The sequence below is a fragment of the Amycolatopsis sp. MEPSY49 genome (assembly GCF_051337345.1).
In the GTDB taxonomy this organism is placed as follows: Bacteria; Actinomycetota; Actinomycetes; order Mycobacteriales; family Pseudonocardiaceae; genus Amycolatopsis.
Genome location: NZ_JBDLYJ010000002.1, coordinates 640,289 through 658,451 on the forward strand (window position 1 = coordinate 640,289; position 18,163 = coordinate 658,451).

1 protein-coding gene is annotated in these 18,163 nt (G+C 73.0%); it reads left to right on the plus strand.

Annotated features, from left to right (window positions below):
* Positions 1-34 precede the first annotated feature (34 nt).
* Positions 35-18,163, plus strand: a complete 18,129-nt coding sequence (locus tag ABFJ78_RS12110) for an amino acid adenylation domain-containing protein (RefSeq protein WP_436386012.1) — start codon at positions 35-37, stop codon at positions 18,161-18,163.

An 18,163-nucleotide genomic window follows, 5' to 3' on the forward strand; every position in this document is an offset into this window, starting at 1 on the left:
GGGGCGTCTCGAGCAGTGGGAGGCTGGTCTACCGGTGAGCAACGGTGACGCTGTGCAGCAGGTGGCGGAGCTGGAATTCTGGCGTGACCGCCTCGCCTCGGCGCCGAAGGAGCTCGCGCTGCCGGTCGACCGGCCGTACTCCGCGGAGCCCGTCCGGGCCCGGTTGGCCAGGCCCCGGCCGGACGCCGGCGAGCTGACCCTCCTGGCGGGGTTCGTCGTGCTGCTGTCCCGGTACGCGGGCACCGCCGACGTCGTCCTCGGCATCGGCTCGCTGACCCCGCTGCGGGTCGACCTCGGCCGCTCGCCCGGCTTCGCCGACGTCGTCACGCGCGTGCGTGGCGCGCGCGAAGAAGCACTGGCGCACGAAGTCCCCCTGGACGAGCTGGTCGCCGAGCTGAAGCCCGAGCCCGGTCGCGGGGGATCGGTGCTCGTCAGCGTCGGCTTCGGCGCCGAGACGGACCTCCCGCTCGACCTGAACCTGCTCGTCGTCGACGACGAACTCGTCGCCGACTACCGCGCCGACGTGCTCGACGAGTCCACAGTGGACCGGATGCTCGGGCACCTGGCGAACCTCCTGGCCGATGCGCGGCAGCGTCCACAGTGGCCGGTCGAGCGGCTGGACCTGATGAGCGCGCCGGAACTCCGTCAGCTCCTGGACGAATGGAACGACACCGACCTCGACACCCCGCTGTCGACGCTGCCGGAGCTGTTCGCCGCCCGCGTCCGCGAGGCGCCGGACGCCGTGGCGCTCGTTTTCGAGGACGAGGAACTGACCTACGCCGAACTGGACGCGCGAGCGAACCGGCTCGCCCACGTCCTCATCGGATTCGGGGCCGGGCCCGAGCGGGTCGTCGCGCTGGCCGTGCCGCGCTCGGTCGAGATGATCGTGGCCGAGCTGGCCGTGCTCAAGGCCGGCGCCGCCTACCTCCCGCTCGACCCGGACTACCCGGCCGAGCGCCTCGCGTTCATGGTCGCCGACGCCCGCCCGGTGTGCGTGCTGACCACCGGTGAACTGGCGGATCACTTCGAGAGCCCGGTCTTTCTCGACGAACTGGACCTCGCCGCGGCTCCGGACACCGAGCCCCGAGCGGCGATCGTCCCGGCGAACGCGGCCTACGTCATCTACACCTCCGGCTCCACCGGACGGCCCAAGGGCGTCGTCGTGTCCCACGCCGGGGTGGCGAAGCTCGTCGCGACGCAGTCGCAGCGCTTCGGCATCGGCCCGCACAGCCGGGTGCTGCAGTTCGCGTCGCCGAGCTTCGACGTCGCTTTCTGGGACCTGTGCCTCGGCCTGCTGTCCGGCGGGCGCCTGGTGGTCGTGCCCGCCGAGCGGCGCGTGCCCGGCCCCGAACTGGCCGAGTACGCCCACGCCCACGGCGTCGACTTCATGATCCTGCCGCCCGCGCTGCTCGCCGAGTTCCCCGACGACTGCGACCTGCCGCGCGACAGCGTGCTGCTGGCCGGCACCGAGCGCGTGTCGCCGGAACTCGTCCGGAGGTGGGCGCCGGGCCGCCGGATGTTCAACGCCTACGGCCCGACCGAAGCCACGACCAACTCGACGCTCGGGCTGTGCGACCCGGACATCGCGCCCGGCTCGGCCGTGCCGATCGGCGTCCCGGACCCGGGCACCCGCGCGTACGTCCTCGACGCCTCGCTCGCGCCGGTCCCGGTCGGCGTCACCGGCGAGCTGTACCTCGCCGGCTCCGGCCTGGCGCGTGGGTACCTCGGCCGGCCCGGGCTGACGTCGGAACGCTTCGTGGCGGACCCGTTCGGGTCGGGTGGCCGGCTCTACCGCACGGGTGACCTGGTGAAGTGGCTGCCGGACGGGCGGCTGGTGTTCCTGGGTCGCGCGGACGATCAGGTCAAGATCCGCGGCTACCGCATCGAGCTGGGCGAGATCGAGTCGGTGCTCGTCGGGCACCCGCGCGTCGGCCAGTCGGTCGTCGTCGCGCAGGACGGCCGGCTCGTCGCCTACGCGGTGCCGCTGCCCGACCGCGACCAGGCGGCCGAACAGGGGCACGTCGAGGAGTGGCACGCCGTCCACGAGGAGATGCTCGCCGGATCCACCGGCATCGAAGAGAACTTCGCGGGCTGGAACTCCAGCTACGACGGCTCCGACATCCCCCTCGAAGAGATGCGGGAGTGGCATGCGGCGACGATCGAGCGCATCCGTTCCCTGAGGGAACCATCGCTTTCACGTGAAAGCTCCGGCCTCGGGCGGGTTTTGGAGATCGGCGTCGGGAGCGGGCTCATCCTTTCGCGGATCGCCCCGGACGCCGAAACGTATTGGGGTGTCGACCTTTCCGAGAGCGCGATCGAGAACGTCCGGCGCGAGGTCGCCGCGACACCCTACGCCGACCGGGTGCACCTCGCCGCCCGCCCGGCGCACGACCTCGGCGAGCTGCCGGCCGAACCGTTCGACACGGTGATCATCAACTCCGTCGCGCAGTACTTCCCGAGCGCCGACTACCTCACCGAGGTCGTGAAAACCGCCGCGGGCCTCCTGAAGCCCGGCGGCACGATCTTCCTCGGCGACATCCGCAACCTCCGGTCGCTGCGCGCGTTCCGCACCTCCGTCGAGCTGCGGCACGGCCGCGCCGACGTGGCGGCGGTCGACCAGGCGATCGCGCGCGAGGGCGAGCTGGTCCTCGACCCGGACTTCTTCCCGGCTTTGGCCCGCGGTCTCGACGGCTTCGGCGACGTCGACCTCTGGGTGAAGCGCGGCCGGGCGCACAACGAGCTGACCCGGCACCGCTACGACGTCGTCCTGCGGAAGGCGCCGAAGCCGGAGCCGGTCGACGAGCAGGTCGTCGCGTTCGGCGATCTCGGCGCGGTGGAACGGTTCCTGGCCGCCGAGACGCCGAGCCGGCTGCGGGTCACCGGCATTCCGGACGCGCGGCTGTCCGGCGAGCTGGCGGCGGCGCGCGCGCTCGACACCGGCGATCCGGCCGCCGCTCGTGAGGCACTCGAGCATCGAGACGGCGTCGACCCCGAGGATCTGCACCGGCTCGGCGACACCGCCGGCTACCGGGTCGCGGTGACCTGGGCCGCCGAGAGCGGTGTGCTGGAGGCCGTCTTCTCGAGGGGGGAGGACGGCCAGGCCTACCGCCCCGGGCGGCAATCGGGCGCGCCGGCGTCGTACGCGAACAACCCGGCGGCGCGGCGGGACACCGGCGCGCTGGTGGCGTCGCTGCGGGCGCACGTGCGGGACCGGCTGCCGCTGTACATGGTGCCGTCGGCGTTCGTCGTGCTCGACAAGCTGCCGGTGCTGGCTTCGGGCAAGCTCGACCGCAAGGCCCTGCCCAGTCCCGAGCGGTTCGCCGCCGGGCCGGGCCGCGCGCCGCGCAACCCCGTCGAACAGCTGCTGTGCGAGATGTTCGCCGACGTCCTCGGAGTGCCGCAGGCGGGTCCGGACGACGACTTCTTCGGCCTCGGCGGGCATTCGCTGCTCGCGACCCGGCTGATCCAGCGCATCCGCGCGGCCGTCGGCGCCGAGGTGCCGGTGCGGGCGGTGTTCGACGCGCCGACCCCGGCCGCCCTCGCCGAGCTCCTCGCCGGCGCGGTGACCGGCACCGAGCGGCGCCCGCTCACCCGCGTCGCCGACCGGCCCGAACGGCTGCCGCTGTCGTTCGCGCAGCAGCGGCTCTGGTTCCTGCACGGCCTGGAAGGCGGCTCGGCGACCTACAACGTCCCGCTCGTCATGCGGCTGGCCGGCGAGCTGGACGTCGAGGCGCTGCGGGCGGCTCTGCACGACGTCCTCGACCGGCACGAGGCCCTGCGGACGGTCTTCCCGACCGCAGACGGCGTGCCGTACCAGGAAATCCTGGCCGACGTGGTGGTGGACCTGACCGTCCGCGACGTGCCGGAGTCCGAAGTGGACGCGGAGGTGGACACGCTCGTGCGCGGCGTGTTCGACCTCGGGGCCGGCGTCCCGGTCCGGGCCGCGCTGCTGACCGTCGACGAGCGACGGCACGTGCTCGTCCTCGTGGTGCACCACATCGCGGCCGACGGCTGGTCGCTGACCCCGCTCTGGCGGGACATCGCCACGGCCTACCGCGCCCGGCTGCGCGGCGACGATCCACAGTGGACGCCGCTGCCCGTGCAGTACGCGGACTACACGCTCTGGCAACGGGAACTCCTCGAAGCCGAGGAGACCGCGCAGCTGGACTACTGGCGCCGGACCCTCGACGGACTGCCCGAGCGCATCCCGCTGCCGCTCGACCGGCCGCACCCGGCGGTGTCCGCCTACCGCGGCGAGTTCTTCACCTTCACCTGGGACGCCGATCTGCAGGCCGGGCTGGCCGAGCTCGCCCGCGCGTGCGGCGCGAGCCCGTTCATGGTCGTGCACGCCGGCTTGACGGCGCTGCTGTCCCGGCTCGGTGGTGGGACGGACATCCCGGTCGGCACGCCGATCGCCGGCCGGACCGACCCCGCGCTGGACGACCTCGTCGGGTTCTTCGTCAACACGCTCGTCCTGCGCGTCGGCACCGATGGCGACCCGTCGTTCCGAGACCTCGTCGCGCGCGTCCGCGACCGCAGCCTCGACGCCTACGCCCACCAGGACGTCCCGTTCGAGCGCCTGGTCGAGGCACTGAACCCGGTGCGCTCGCTCGCGCACCACCCGCTGTTCCAGACCATGCTGGCCTGGCAGAACACGCCCGGCGCCGGCGTCGAGCTGCCCGGGCTGACCGTCACCGAGCGGCCGGTCGGCACCGGCACGGCGAAGTTCGACCTCTGGTTCTCCTTCACCGAGCGGGCCGACGGCATCCACGGGCAGGCCGAGTTCAACGCCGAGGTCTTCGACCACGCCACCGTCACCGGCCTGCTCGACCGCCTCGAAGTCCTGCTGCGCCAGGTCGTCGCCGCCCCGGACCGCCGCCTGGGCACGCTGGACGTGCTCACCCCGGCCGAGCGCGACGGCCTCGAAAAGACCTGGTCGGGCGCCGTCGAGGACGTCCCCGCGGTCACCGTGCCCGAGCTGTTCGCCGCCCAGGTCGCGCGGACCCCGGAGGCCACCGCGCTCGTCTTCGAGGACGAAGAGCTGACCTACGTCGAGCTGGACGCCGTCTCGAACCGCCTCGCCCGGGTCCTCGCCGAGCGGGGCGCCGGTCCCGAGCGCGTCGTCGCGTTGGCGTTGCCGCGCTCGACGCACCTCGTCACGGCCATCGTCGCGGTGCTCAAGACGGGCGCGGCCTACCTGCCACTCGACCCGGGTTACCCGGCCGACCGCATCGCGTTCATGCTCGAAGACGCCCGGCCCGCGCTGGTCCTGGCTACTGCGGAAACCGCCGTCGAGGGTGCGCTGCTCCTGGACGACCCGGAGGTTGTCGCCGGTGTTTCGGACGCGCCACTCGAGGTCACCCTCCGGCCGGAGAACCCGGCGTACGTCATCTACACGTCCGGTTCGACGGGCCGGCCCAAGGGTGTCGTCGTGCCGCACGAGGGCATCGTCAACCGCCTGCTCTGGATGCAGGACGAGTACGGCCTGACCGGCGACGACCGGGTCCTGCAGAAGACGCCGTCGAGCTTCGACGTCTCCGTGTGGGAGTTCCTTTGGCCGCTCATCACCGGCGCGACCGAAGTCCTGGCCCGGCCCGACGGCCACAAGGATCCCGCTTATCTCGCCCGGCTGATCCGAGACCGCGGGATCACGACCGTCCACTTCGTCCCGTCGATGCTCCAGGTCTTCCTGCAGGAGCCGGCGGCGAGGGAGTGCACCAGCCTGCGCCGGGTGCTGTGCAGCGGCGAAGCCCTGCCGCTCGACGCCGTCACCCAGTTCGGCCGGGTCCTCGGCGCCGAGCTGCACAACCTCTACGGCCCGACCGAAGCCTCGGTCGACGTCACGTCCTGGCGAACGTCCACTGACGACACGAGTGTCCCGATCGGACGTCCGGTGTGGAACACCCGGACCTACGTACTCGACGCCGCCCTGCGGCCGGTGCCGCCGGGCACCGCCGGGGAGCTGTACCTCGCCGGCGTGCAGCTGGCCCGGGGCTACCTCGGGCGGCCCGGGCTCAGCGCGGAACGGTTCGTCGCCGACCCGTTCGGCGCGCCGGGCGCCCGGATGTACCGCACCGGTGACCTCGCCCGCTTCCGGCCGGACGGCGTCCTGGAGTTCCTGGGCCGCGGCGACGAGCAGATCAAGATCCGCGGCTTCCGCGTCGAGCCCGGGGAGATCGCGGCCACCCTCGCCACGCACGCCGAGGTGGCCCACGCGGTGGTCGTCGTCCGGGAGGACCGGCCGGGCGACGTCCGGCTGGTCGGGTACGTCGTGCCCGCCGACACCGCGAGCACGGCGGACGAAGAGACCGAGCAGGTCGGCGAGTGGCGCGCGCTGTACGACTCGATGTACGCGGCCATCGACGACGAGTTCGAAGGCTGGAACTCCAGCTACACCGGCGAGCCGATCCCGCGGGCCGAGATGCGGGAGTGGCGGGACGCGATCGTCACGCGCATCCGTGACCTGAACCCGCGCCGGGTGCTGGAGATCGGCGTCGGCACCGGCCTGTTGCTGACCGAGCTGGCCCCGCACTGCGAGACCTACTGGGGTACGGACTTCTCCGCCGAGGTCATCGCGTCGCTGGGCCGCCGGGTCGAGGCCGACCCCGCGCTCGCCGATCGCGTCGAACTGCGCACCGGCGACGCCGCGGACCTGTCCGGCCTGCCGTCCGGATTCTTCGACACCATCGTGCTCAACTCCGTCGTCCAGTACTTCCCGAGCGGGACGTACTTGCTGGAGGTGCTGCGCGGGGCTCTCGAGCTGCTCGCGCCGGGCGGGTCGCTGTTCGTCGGCGACGTCCGCGACCTCCGCCAGGTCCGCGCCTTCCACACCACGGTGGCCGAAGCGCGCGGCGGCGACGTCGAGCAGAACCTCCTGCGGGAAAAGGAACTGCTCGTCGCGCCCGAGTTCTTCGCCGGGCTCCCCGGGGTCACCGCGGACATCCGGGTCAAGCGCGGCCGGGCGGTCAACGAGCTGACCCAGTACCGCTACGACGTGGTCCTGCGCCCCGGCTCGGCCCCGGCGCGGGAGGTACCCGTACTCGGGTGGGGCACCGATCTGTCCACTATGGACGAGATCGCCGGGCCATGCCGGATCGAACGCGTTCCGAACGGCCGTACCGCGCCGGGCGGGGTGAACCCCGAAGACTGGTACGCATTCGGTGACGCGCACGGCTACCGCACGGTCGTCACCTGGTCCGCCGAGGGCGACGGCTCGGTCGACGTCCTCTTCACGACCGGCGACCCCGCCGGCGCGTTCCGGCCGGGCACCGGCCCGCTGCTGTCCTACACCGGCAACCCGGGCCGGTTCCGCCGGATCAGCACCCTCACCGCGGACCTGCGGACCCTTGCGGCCGACCGGCTGCCCGAGCACATGGTGCCTTCGGCGATCGTCGTCCTCGACGTGCTCCCGGTGACCGCCAACGGCAAGCTCGACCGCCGTGCGCTGCCCTCGCCCGACCCGGTCACGCCGACGTCGGACCGCGAGCCGCGCACCCCGGTCGAACGGCAGCTGTGCGAGCTGTTCGCCGACGTCCTGGGTCTGCCGCGGGTCGGCCCGGACGACAGCTTCTTCGCCCTGGGCGGCCATTCGCTGCTGGCCACCCGGCTCATCGCTCGCATCCGCACGACGGTGAACGCCGAGCTGGAAGTCCGTTCGGTCTTCGAGACACCGACCGCCGCCGGCCTGGCCGCGCTGGTCGGCGTCGGGACCGGCGCCGCGCGGCCGCCGCTCGTCCCGGTGGCGCGGCCGGCGCTGGTGCCGCTGTCCGGCGCGCAGCGGCGGCTGTGGTTCCTGCACCACCTCGAAGGCCCGTCGGCCACCTACAACGTCCCGCTGATCATGCGCCTGGAAGGCGAGGTCCACGTCGAGGCGCTGCGCACCGCACTGTCCGATGTAGTCGGTCGGCACGAGGCCCTGCGGACGCGTTTCCCGCAGCGCGACGGCGTGCCGTACCAGGACGTCCTCCCGGCAGGTGAGGTCGCTCTGCCCGTGCGGGACGTCATCGACCTCGACGCCGAACTGACCAGGCTCGTCCGCGGCTCGTTCGACCTCGAGCGTGAAGCGCCCATGCGCGTCGAACTGCTGCGGCTGGGCGACCGTGAGCACGTCCTGGCCCTGGTGTTCCACCACATCGCCTCCGACGGCTGGTCGATGGCCCCGCTGTGGCGGGACATCGCGGCGGCCTACGCCGCCCGTCGCGCCGGAGAGGCTCCACAATGGACACCGCTGCCGGTCCAGTACGCGGACTACACGCTGTGGCAGCAAGATCTGCTCGGCGGCGAAGACGACCCGGACAGCGTGCTCAGCACGCAGCTGGACTACTGGCGCGACACCCTCGACGGCCTGCCCGACCGCATCGAGCTGCCGCTCGACCGGCCGCACCCGGCGACCGCGACCTTCCGCGGTGAACTGCACACCTTCGCGTGGGACGCCGGCCTGCACGCGCGGCTGGCCGAACTGGCCCGCGAGGCCGGCGCGAGCGTGTTCATGGTCGTGCACGCGGCGCTCGCCGCCCTGCTCACCCGGCTCGGCGCGGGCACCGACGTCCCGATCGGCTCACCCATCGCCGGCCGCACCGACTCCGCGCTGGACGACCTCGTCGGCTTCTTCGTCAACACCCTCGTCCTGCGTGTCGACACCGGTGGCGAGCCGACCTTCCGCGACCTCGTCGCCCGCGTCCGCGAGCGCAACCTCGACGCCTACGCCCACCAGGACGTACCGTTCGAGCGCCTGGTCGAGGTGCTCAACCCGGCGCGCTCGCTGTCCTACCACCCGCTGTTCCAGGTGATGATCGCCGGCCAGAACAACGCGCGCGCCGAGGTCACCCTGCCCGGCCTGACCGTCACGGAGATCCCGGTGACCACCGGGACGTCGAAGTTCGACCTGTCGATCTCGCTCACCGAACGCGAGGCCGGGATCGCCGGTGTGCTGGAGTTCAACGCCGACGTCTTCGACCACGCGGGCGCGAACGCGATCCTGCGCCGGCTCGAAGTGCTGCTGCGCGCGGCGCTCGCCGAGCCGGACCGCCCGGTCGGCGCCCTGGATCTGCTGGCCGGGGACGAGCGCGATCGGATCCTGACGGAGTGGGCCGGTTCGCTCGAACCCGCCGGCACCGAGACGTTCCCCGGGCTGTTCGCCCGCCGGGTGGCCGAAGCGCCGGACGCCGTGGCGCTGGTCTTCGAGGACGTCGAGCTGACCTACGCCGAGGTGAACGCCCGCGCGAACCGGCTCGCGCACCTGCTCCTCGACCGCGGCGCCGGGCCCGAGCGCGTGGTCGCGCTGGCCGTGCCCCGGTCCCTCGAAATGATCATCGCCGAGCTGGCGGTGCTCAAGGCCGGCGCCGCCTACCTGCCGGTCGACGTCGACTACCCGGGCGACCGGATCGCCTACATGGTCTCCGACGCGCGCCCGGTCTGCGTCGTGACGACGCGGGAGATCGACACCAAGCTGCCCGCGGACGTTCCTCGGGTGCTCTTGGACGACCCGGCGCTCGACACCATGTCCACAGTGGACCCGGACGTCGTGGTGAAGCCGGAGAACGCGGCCTACGTGATCTACACGTCCGGCTCGTCCGGGCGGCCCAAGGGCGTCGTCCTCCAGCACTCGGGCGTCACCAAGCTGGTCGCTACCCAGGTCGAGCGGTTCGGGATCGGCCCGCACAGCCGGGTGCTGCAGTTCGCGTCGCCGAGCTTCGACGTCGCTTTCTGGGACCTGTGCCTCGGCCTGCTGTCGGGCGGCCGGCTGGTCGTCGTCCCGGCCGAGCGGCGGGTCGCCGGGCCCGCGCTGACCGAGTACGCGCACCAGCACGCGGTGGACTTCATGATCCTGCCGCCCGCGCTGCTCGACGCCATGCCGGCGGACTGCGACCTCCCGCGCGACAGCGTGCTGCTGGCCGGCACGGAACGCGTGTCGCCGGAGCTCGTGAAACGGTGGGCGCCCGGGCGGCGGATGTTCAACGCCTACGGCCCGACCGAGGCGACCACCAACTCGACGCTCGGCGAGAGCGACCCCGTCGAACTGGCGGACGCGACAGTCGTCCCGATCGGCGTCCCCGACCCCGGCACCCGGGCGTATGTGCTCGACGCCGCGCTGCGGCCGGTCCCGCCCGGCGTGGTGGGGGAGCTGTACCTCGCCGGGTCCGGGCTGGCCCGTGGCTACCTCGGGCGCGCCGCGCTGACGTCGGAACGGTTCGTCGCGGACCCCTTCGGTGACGGCGGCCGGCTCTACCGCACGGGTGACCTGGTGAAGTGGCTGCCGGACGGGCGACTGGTGTTCCTGGGCCGCGCGGACGACCAGGTCAAGATCCGCGGCTACCGCATCGAGCCGGGTGAGATCGAGACCGTCATCGGCGAGCACCCGGCCGTCGGCCAGTCCGTGGTGATCGCCCGGGACGGGCGGCTCATCGCCTACGCCGTCCCGGTCGCCGGCCGCGACGAAGAGGCGGAGCTGGACCACGTCGGCGAGTGGCGCGAGCTGCACGAGAACGTGTTCACCGAAGCCGCTTCCGGTGGGCTGGAGGAGAACTTCACCGGCTGGAACTCCAGCTACGACGGCTCCGAGATCCCCCTGGACGAGATGCGGGAGTGGCACGCGGCGACGATCGACCGCATCCGTTCCCTGAGGGAACCGTCGCTTTCACGTGAAAGCTCCGGCCTCGGGAGGGTTTTGGAGATCGGTGTGGGGTCGGGGCTCATCCTGTCGCGGATCGCGCCGGACGCCGAGGAGTACTGGGGCGTCGACCTGTCGGAGAAGGCGATCGCCAACCTGCGGCGCGAACTCGCGACGACGTCGTTCGCAGGCAAGGTCCACCTGGCGGCCTGCCCGGCGCACGACCTCGGCGAGCTGCCGGATGAACCGTTCGACACGGTGATCATCAACTCGGTCGCGCAGTACTTCCCGAGCGTCGGTTACCTCGCCGAGGTGATTCGCACGGCCGCCGCGCGGGTCGCCCCGGGCGGCGTGATCTTCCTCGGCGACATCCGGAACCTGCGCTCCCTGCGCGCGTTCCGGACCGCGACCGAGCTGCGCCACGGCCGCCGGACCACGGCCGCGGTCGACCAGGCGATCGCCCGCGAGGGCGAGCTGGTGCTGGACCCGGACTTCTTCGCGACGCTGGCCCGTGAGCTGGACGGCTTCGACGACGTGGACCTCCGGATGAAGCGCGGTCACGCGCACAACGAGCTGACCCGGCACCGATACGACGTCGTCCTGCGGAAGGCGCCGAAGCCCGCCGCGGTCGAGGAAACCGTCGTCCCGTTCACATCGCTCGACGAGCTGGAGCTGCTGTTGGCCGAGCGCCCGGCCCGGCTCCGGGTCACCGGGGTGCCGGACGCGCGGCTGTCCGGTGAGCTGGCCGCCGTCGCCGCGCTCGCCGAGGGCGACGCCGACGCCGCACTGTCCGCTTTGGAGGCCGAGCCGTCCGGCGTGGACATCGAGAAGCTGCAAGAACTCGGCTACGGCGGCTACGCGGCACCGGCGCGGCAAGGCTTCCTCGAAGTCGTGTTCACCACCGGCGAGCCGACGCGGATCTACCGGGGCAAGCCGGTCCGGGCCGCGCTGGAGACGCTCGGCAACCACCCGGCCGGCCGGCGGGACACCAGCGCCCTGGTCTCGGCCCTGCGCGCCCACGTCCGCGACCGGCTGCCCCAGTACATGGTGCCCTCGGCGTTCGTCGTGCTGGACCGGCTGCCGCTGCTCGCCTCGGGCAAGCTCGACCGGCGCGCCCTGCCGAGCCCGGACACCCACGCCGTCACCGCCGGCCGCGCGCCGCGGACCCCGGTCGAAGAGGTCCTCTGCGGACTGTTCGCCGAAGTCCTCGACACCGCGTCGATCGGCGTCGACGACGACTTCTTCGCGCTGGGCGGGCATTCGCTCATGGCGACGCGGCTGGTCGCGCGGCTGCGCGCGGTGTTCGGCGTCGAGCTACCGGTGCGGTCGGTCTTCGAGACGCCGACGGTCGCCGGGCTCGCCGCCCTGCTGTCCACTTCGGACTCCACAGCCGCCCGGCCCGCACTGGAACGGGTCGAACCGCGGCCGGATGTGCTGCCGCTGTCGTTCGCCCAGCAGCGGCTGTGGTTCCTGCACGGCCTGGAAGGCCCGTCGGCGACGTACAACATGCCGACGGCGGTCCGGCTGACCGGCGACCTCGACGTCTCCGCGCTGGAACGCGCCCTGTCCGATGTGGTCGACCGTCACGAGGCTCTGCGCACGGTCTTCCCGGAGATCGACGGCGAAGCCCGGCAGCTGGTGCTCGACGACGTCACGATCCCGTTGCCCACCCACACGGTCACGGAGGCGACGCTCGCCGACGCGGTGTCCGAAGTGGCGCATACGGTGTTCGCGTTGGAGTCCGAGATTCCGCTGCGGGCCGAGCTGCTCCGCCTCGGCGCTCGGGAGCACGTCCTGGTGCTGGTGTTCCACCACATCGCCTCGGACGGCTGGTCGACGGCGCCGCTGTGGCGCGACCTCGCGACGGCTTACACCGCGCGACAAGCGGGGGAGACTCCCGAGTGGACGCCGTTGCCGGTGCAGTACGCCGACTACACGCTGTGGCAGCGGGACGTCCTCGGCGAGCCGGTCATCGAGCCGCAGCTGGCCTACTGGCGCGAAACCCTCGCCGGCCTGCCGGAACGGATCGAGCTGCCGACCGACCGGCCGCACCCGGCCGAGGCGTCCTACCGCGGTGAGCAGTTCGCCTTCGGCTGGGACGCGGGCCTCCACAGTGGACTCGTCGAGCTGGCCCGCGCCTGCGGGGCCAGTGTGTTCATGGTCGTGCACGCCGGGCTGACCGCCGTGCTGACCCGGCTCGGCGCGGGCACCGACATCCCGCTCGGCACGTCCATCGCCGGCCGGACCGACCAGGCCCTCGACGACCTCGTCGGCTTCTTCGTCAACACCCTGGTGCTGCGCGTGGACACCGGCGGCGACCCGACGTTCCGCGACCTCGTCGCCCGGGTGCGGGACCGCAGCCTCGACGCCTACGCCCACCAGGACGTCCCGTTCGAGCGCCTGGTCGAAGTGCTCAACCCGGCGCGGTCGCTGGCGTACCACCCGCTGTTCCAGACGATGCTGGCGTGGCAGAACAACGCCGTCGCCGACCTCGCGCTGCCCGGCCTGACCGTCGCGGAGGAACCGGTCCGCACCGGCACCGCCCGCGCCGATCTGACGTTCTTCGTCGGCGAGCGGCCCGGCAACCAGACCGGCATCCGCGGCACCGCCGAGTACAACAGCGACGTCTTCGACCGGGCGAGCGTGGAAGCCATCCTCGACCGGCTCCGGATGCTGCTGCAGGCCGTCGTCGCCGACCCGGACACCCGGATCGGCTCGGTTGACCTGCTCACCGCGGCCGAGCACGAGCGGCTGGGCGCCGTCTCCGCGACCCCGCTGCCCGCGGAGACGGTCGCGGAGCTGTTCGCCGCCCAGGTGGCGCGGACACCGGACGCTCCGGCTCTGGTGTTCGGCGGCGAAACCCTCACCTACGCCGAACTGGACGCCCGGGCGACGACGCTCGCCCGGGCCCTGCTGGCGCGTGGTGCCGGGCCGGAACGGGTGGTGGCGGTCGCGCTGCCGCGTTCGACCGACCTGGTCGTCGCGCTCCTGGCAGTGCTCAAGACCGGTGCGGCCTACCTGCCCCTCGACCTGAACCACCCGGCCGAGCGCGTCGAGTTGATGCTCGCCGATGCCGATCCGCACCTGGTCATCGCCGAAGCAGGCTTCGGGGACCGACTCGTTCGGCCCGGCGACACCGGGCCCGAACCGGCCTGGCCGTCGATCCGCCCGGACCACCCGGCGTACGTGATCTTCACGTCCGGTTCGACCGGACGCCCGAAGGCCGTCGCCGGCACCCAGCGGGCGCTCGCCAACCGGCTGCACTGGGGCCGCGGCATCGCCGAAGGCGTGCGCGTCGCGAAGAGCGCGCTGACCTTCATCGACGGCTCGACCGAGCTGCTCGGCGGCCTCGTCGCGGGCGACCCGGTGGTCCTCGCCGACGACGCGACCGCGACCGACCCGCACGCGCTCGCCGAACTCGTCCGCACGTCCGGCGCCCAGGTGCTGACCGTGGTGCCGAGCCTCCTGGACAGCTTCGTCGAAGACGGTCCGGACGACGCGTTCGACGCCGTGACGACGTGGATCACCAGTGGTGAGCCGCTTTCGGTCGCGCTTGCGGAGAAGGTGCGGCGGCGGTGGCCGTCGGCGAAACTGATCAACCTGTACGGCTGTTCGGAAGTCGCCGGCGACAGCCTCGCGCAGGAATGCGGGCCGGTCGCCATCGGCCGGCCGGTCGCGAACACCCGCGCGTACGTCCTCGACGCCGGGTTGCGGCCGGTGCCGCCGGGCGTCCGCGGCGAGCTGTACCTCGCCGGCGCCGGGCTCGCCCGCGGCTACCTCGGCCGTCCGGCGCTCACCGCGGAACGGTTCGTGGCTTCGCCCTTCGAGCCGGGGGAGCGGATGTACCGCACCGGCGACGTCGTCCGCCGCCGCGCCGACGGTGCTCTCGAATTCGTCGGGCGAGCGGACCAGCAGATCAAGATCCGCGGCTTCCGCGTCGAGCCGGGCGAGGTGGAAGCGGTGCTGACGGCCGACGCCTCGGTCGCCCGCGCGGTCGTGATCGCCCGCTCCGGCGCCTTGATCGCCTATGTCGCGCCGTCCGGGGACCCGGCCGCGCTGCGGGCGTCGCTGGCCGAACGGCTGCCGGACTACCTGGTGCCTGCGGCGATCGTCGTCCTGCCGGAGCTGCCGGTGAACGCCAACGGCAAGCTCGACCGCGCCGCGCTGCCCGACCCGGAGATCCGGACGTCGGGCCGCGTCCCGCGGACGCCGGCCGAGCAGGCGCTGTGCGACCTCTTCGCCGACGTCCTCGGCGTGCCGCAGGTCGGCCCGGACGACGGGTTCTTCACCCTCGGCGGCCATTCGCTGCTCGCGACGCGGCTGGTCAGCCGGATCCGCGCGCTGCTGGGCGTCGAGGTCCCGATCCGGGCGGTGTTCGACGCGCCGACGCCGGCCCGGCTCGCGGAACTCCTCGACCCGGGCCGGGAAAGCCGTCCCGCGCTGGTGCCCGTCGAACGGCCCGAGGTGCTGCCGCTGTCGTTCGCCCAGCAGCGCCTGTGGTTCCTCGACCGCCTCGACGGGCTGAGCGCGACCTACAACATCCCGTGGGCGTGGGAACTGACCGGGCCGGTCGACGCCGAGGCGCTGCAGGCGGCGCTCGCCGACGTCGTCGCCCGGCACGAGATCCTGCGCACGATCCTCGCCGAAGACCACGGCACACCCCGGCAGGTCGTCCTCGACCCGGCCGACGCCCGCGCGCGGCCGGTGCTGGTCACCGAGACGGCCGCCGACCTCGACGAGAGCGTCACGGCGGCGGCGTCGTACTGCTTCACCCTGGACGCCGAAATCCCGATCCGCGCGACACTCGTGTCGGCCGGGCCCGAGCGGCACGTGTTCGTGCTGCTGGTGCACCACATCGCGGGCGACGGCTGGTCGTTGCCGCCGCTGAAGCGGGACCTCGACACCGCGTACGCCGCCCGGCTGCGCGGCGGGCGTCCACAGTGGACGCCGTTGCCGGTGCAGTACGCGGACTACACGCTCTGGCAGCGAGAGATGTCCGGCCGGGCCGACGACCCGGACAGCATCCTCGGCCGGCAGGCCGCGTTCTGGCGGGACACCCTCGCCGGGATCCCGGACGAGCTGGCGTTCCCCGTCGACCGGCCCCGCCCGGAGCGCTCCACGAACCGGGGCGCCGCCGTGCCGTTCACCGTACCCGCCGAGGTCCACAGTGGACTTCGTGAGCTGGCCAGCGGCAGCGACACCAGCACGTTCATGGTGCTGCAGGCGGCTTTGGCGGCCCTGCTCACCCGGCTCGGCGCGGGCACCGACATCCCGCTCGGCACCCCGGTGGCCGGCCGGACCGATCACGCCTTGGAGGACCTCGCCGGGTTCTTCGTCAACACGCTGGTCCTGCGCACCGACACCGGCGGCGACCCGACGTTCCGGGAGTTGCTGGACCGCGTCCGGGAGGCCGACTTGGCCGCGTACGCCCACCAGGACCTGCCGTTCGAGCACCTCGTCGAGCTGCTCAACCCGGCCCGGTCCCTGGCGCGGCACCCGCTGTTCCAGGTCATGCTCGCCGTCTACCACTCCGGCTCGGAGCCGGAGCGGCTGCTCGGCCTCGACGCGGCCTACCGGGACACGGGGCTGCGGCAGGCGAAGTTCGACCTGTCGTTCGACCTCGTGGAAACGCCCGGCGGCATCGAGGGCGACCTCGAGTTCAGCCTCGACCTGTTCGACGAGCCGACCGCCCGGACGCTCACCGAGCGCCTGGTGCGGCTGATGACGGCCGTCGTCGCGGACCCGGACCGGCCGTTGAGCCGGATCGACGTCCTCGAACCGGCCGAGCGGCACCGGATCCTGCGCGACTGGGGCGCGGGCGCGCCGCTGACGACGTCGGCGCCCACCGTGGTCGACCGGCTGGCCGCCCAGGTGGCCGCGACACCCGGCGCGACCGCGCTGAGCGACGCGTCCGGCAGCGTGACGTTCGCCGAGTTCGCGGCCCGCACCGACCGGCTGGCCCGGTGGCTGGCTTCGCGGGGCGCGGGGCCCGAAAAGGTCGTAGCGCTGGTGCTGCCGCGCTCGGCGGCCGTCGTCGAGGCCATCTTCGGCGTGTTCAAGACGGGTGCGGCGTACCTGCCGGTGGATCCGGACCAGCCGGCCGAGCGGATCGCGTCGATCCTGGACGACGCCGGTGCCGCGCTGGTCCTGACCAGCCGCGCGGTGGCTTCACCGGTTCCCGGGGCGCTCTTCGTCGAGGACATTGTGGACAGTGACGAGGCGCTGACCCCGCCGTCGCCGGCGAACCCGGCTTACGTGCTCTACACGTCCGGCTCGACGGGCAAGCCCAAGGGCGTCGTCGTCCCGCACTCCGGGCTGGTCAACCTGTTCCACAGCCACCGCGAGACGCTCTATCGCCCGGCGGTCGCCGCGGCGGGCGGGCGCCGGCTGCGGGTCGGGCACGCCTGGGCGTTCTTCTTCGACGCCTCCTGGCAACCGCAGCTGTGGCTGCTCGACGGGCACGAGGTGCACGTCGTCGACGACGACACCCGCCGCGACCCCGACCGGCTCGCCGCGGTGGTGCGCGAGCGCGGGCTCGACTTCCTCGAACTGACGCCGTCGCACTTCGCGCAGCTGGCCGCGGCGGGCGTCGTAGAAGACGGGAAGTGCGCCCTCGGAGTCGTCGGCGTCGGCGGCGAGGCCGTGTCGCAGACGCTGTGGGAGCAGCTGCGGTCGATGCCGGGCACCGAGGCGTACAACCTCTACGGCCCGACCGAGGCCACAGTGGACGCTCTCGTCGGCCGGTTCGCGGACGCGGATCGCCCGGTGGTCGGCCGCCCGGTGCACAACGCCCGCGCGTACGTCCTCGACGGCGGCCTGGCCCCGGTCCCGGCCGGCGTGCCCGGCGAGCTGTACCTGGCCGGCGCCGGGCTGGCCCGCGGTTACCACGACCAGCCCGCGCTGACCGCCGACCGGTTCGTGGCCGACCCGTTCGGGCCGCCGGGGGAGCGGATGTACCGCACCGGCGACCTGGTGCGATGGCGGCCGGACGGGCAGCTCGAGTACCTCGGCCGCACCGACGACCAGGTCAAGGTCCGCGGCTTCCGGATCGAGCCGGGGGAGATCGAGACGGCCCTGGCCCGCCACGACGACGTCGAGCAGGCGCTCGTCGTCGTCCGTGAGGACCGGGACAAGCGGCTGGTCGCCTACACGACCCCGGCGACGGCGGATCCGGCGCGCTTGCGGGAGTTCGTGGTCCGGTCGCTGCCCGAGTACATGGTGCCCGCGGCGATCGTCCCCCTCGACGCTTTCCCGGTGACGCCCAACGGGAAGCTCGACAAGGCCGCGCTGCCGGTGCCCGAGTACGAAACCCGGGGCCGGGCCCCGGAAACACCCCTGGAGAAGACCCTCTGCGAGATCTTCGCGGAGGTCCTGGACGTCGGCGCCGTCGGGGCCGACGACGACCTGTTCGCCCTCGGCGGGCATTCGATGCTGCTGGTGGTCCTGCGCAACCGGATCACCGAGCGGCTCGGGACGGAGCTCCCGATCGCCGAGTTCTTCCGTACCCCGACAGCCGCCGGACTCGCCGCGCTGCTGACCCGAGACGCGAGGTAG